The sequence below is a fragment of the Prevotella sp. C0209C1 genome (genome assembly GCF_056583855.1).
The window spans coordinates 1-2,524 of the sequence record NZ_JBWPJP010000065.1 but is presented as its reverse complement, the minus strand read 5'-3'; the positions used below and the strand labels follow the sequence as shown (position 1 = coordinate 2,524).

Genomic DNA, 2,524 nt, shown 5'->3' with positions numbered 1-2,524 from the left:
ATGTATCTAATAAAAGGAGCGTATATTTTATATATGCTCCTTTTGTTTTTTTATATTATTATTTTTATTGCCAGTCCAAAAACTTTGAATAATTTTCATCTCTCTTATTTTTATTTCTTAATATTCGGCAGGCGATTCATTTCGCTGTTATTGATATTTACATCCGTTCGTTTGGCTTTACGCTTTCCAAAATTATACGTTAACCCTACACGTAACGAAGTATTGTCATTATCTATGTTATTTCTGAACATATAATCGTTGTATGCCACTCGGTTATGAGCTTTGGTACCTCCAAAATATCCTGCGCCAGAACATTCAGCAAGAGCTTATTCTTTAGGAGATTGATTTTGCAGCCCAAACCTAAGCAATCGATATTCCCGGTATGAAAAGATTCTTCCATGCCCGGAAATACATGATAATAATTTGCAAAAATGGTCATAGCCTTGTAGCGATAACTAAAATTTGCAGAGAGAGTCGTGTTCAAGCTCTTCAAATCCGAATCATCCAGTTCTTCTGCCATAGACTTGGCCTTCAGATAGTACATAGAAGCACTTGTATACAAGTTGAATTTACCCCACGAGAAATTATAACTAACATCTCCGCCGTAGGTGTTTATGGTTAGGCAGTTCTTGGGATAATACTTGGTATATAAATCATCAACCACTTGTCTCAGGCTCTGTATGGCGTCAGAAGTGTGATAGTAGTACAAATCTACATTAAGGTTTCCCTTAAAGACATAGTTAAACTCTAAATTGTCCATGATGGACGGAACAAGCCTGTCATTTCCTTCCGAGTAAGAATAAGTGTCGCGATAAACCTTTGTGGGATTCATATTGTTCATACTTGGCCGGTCAACTCGCTTGCTATATCCTAAAGAGAAGGAATGGTCGTCGGAAGTATTATAGGAAAGCTCTGCGAACGGAAACCAATGATGATATTTATTGGAAACGGTTAAACCGCCAAGCGTTATCCCATTATTGCTTGTATGCTCATAGCGTAACCCTGCCTTGGCATAAAAAGGACCAAAGTTCCGGTAAACATCTGCATAGAGGGCCGTTATTGTTTCCTTGAACAAGAAACCATTGCTGCCTCCGTAATCCGAAATGTTGTTCGTTCTGAAATGGGAGTACTTGCCACCCACCTCAAAGTTCAGCCACGTAAAGGGAAGGTTTAAGTCTGCGCTGAGAGTATTCACCACATTGCTGTAATTGTCCCAACTGCTCGAAAAGAGGTGAGCCGAGCCGGAATCGTACACATGGTTGACATCATCGCTTAAATGAATGTAATTATAATTCAGCGTTAGCTTCTTACCTATGCTGTCCAGCTTCCATTCCACATAAGGGGAAATCGTTTCCAAACGATACTTGTCGTGAGTCTGCTCCGAATAGGTGTTCGACGGATAAGAACCATCACTGAAGTTCATTTCGCCCCTGTGAAAGCCCTTATTACGGGAACGGTTGAGAGTGGAAAAGAATCCTATTTTTACATGCCCTATTTGATAGCTGCTATTAAGATTCTGGCTCAATATGTCATAGCGGTTAAGAGTATAATCGTTCGTAACACGTGTGTATGTCGGATAGATGTAAGAACTTTCCATCTTCTGAGGGCGTTTCTCATTGGAGTTGTCGACTTTGTACTCTACCGAAAAATTACCTGATGAGAACGACAAGTCAGCTCCCTCCTCGGCTGCAAAATGAGTGCGTTGTGTCAGCAAGGTGTGAATTTTTCCATCAAAACCTACTGGCTTGCTTTTTAGGATAATGTTCAGCACTCCACTGTTACCCGCAGCATCAAATCTGGCTGAAGGATTTGTAATGAGTTCTATTTTACTAATGTTCTCAGAGGGTAACGTACGCAAATACATATCCAAATCCTTTCCCTCCAAATTAACCCTGTGTCCGTCCACCAATACAAGAACATTGCTCTTGCCTATTATCTTTATCTCCTCGCTTGTCGGGTCTATACGAGGGATATTATGAAGTAAATCGCGTGTACTGAACCCCTGGGCAAAAGGACTGTTCTGAACTAAATATACAAGTTTTCCAGCTTTCTGACTAAGCATTCTGCGCTGAGAGGTAACCGTTACCTCCTTCATTGTGTATTTCTTTATTATTAAAGGAATATCACCCAAATCGGTGTCGGCTTGCACATCGAGGGTGTCGGTCTTAAGAATATCGCCCAACTGTCGGTATCTGAACACATACTTGCCCGAAGAAAGCGAAAGAGCAAACATGCCTTCTTCATCCGATAAGCTGCTGGAAGTGACATCCCCGCCAAGAGGGCTTACTAATATCTCGGCGGCATCCAAAGGAGTTGTCCTGTCGACCTTCTCCACCAGCCTCCCCTTCAGCTGCCATTGCTGGGCATACATAGGCTGGCTCGATAGTAAAAGAAACATAAAACTTATAGGTGTGAACTGCAAAATTGAATGTAAAGATTTTACCATTATCATATTACATAGTATTTTTATATTAGATTTATAATGTCTTTTCAAGATACAAATGCACAGCAAAGGTATAAAATA

2 protein-coding genes are annotated in these 2,524 nt (G+C 40.5%); both read right to left on the bottom strand.

All coding sequences use genetic code 11. From position 1 onward, the window contains the following. Positions 1–110: 110 nt before the first annotated feature. Positions 111–251 (bottom strand): hypothetical protein, encoded by a 141-nt coding sequence (locus tag AC1DCD_RS10160; protein WP_464641143.1) that lies wholly within the window; start codon positions 249–251, stop codon positions 111–113. Next, positions 233–2,398: a TonB-dependent receptor domain-containing protein gene (locus AC1DCD_RS10155; protein WP_480349362.1), complete on the bottom strand. Its 2,166-nt coding sequence runs from the start codon at positions 2,396–2,398 to the stop codon at positions 233–235. Before AC1DCD_RS10155 ends, AC1DCD_RS10160 begins: the two co-directional genes overlap by 19 nt. Between the last annotated feature and the right edge of the window lie 126 nt (positions 2,399–2,524).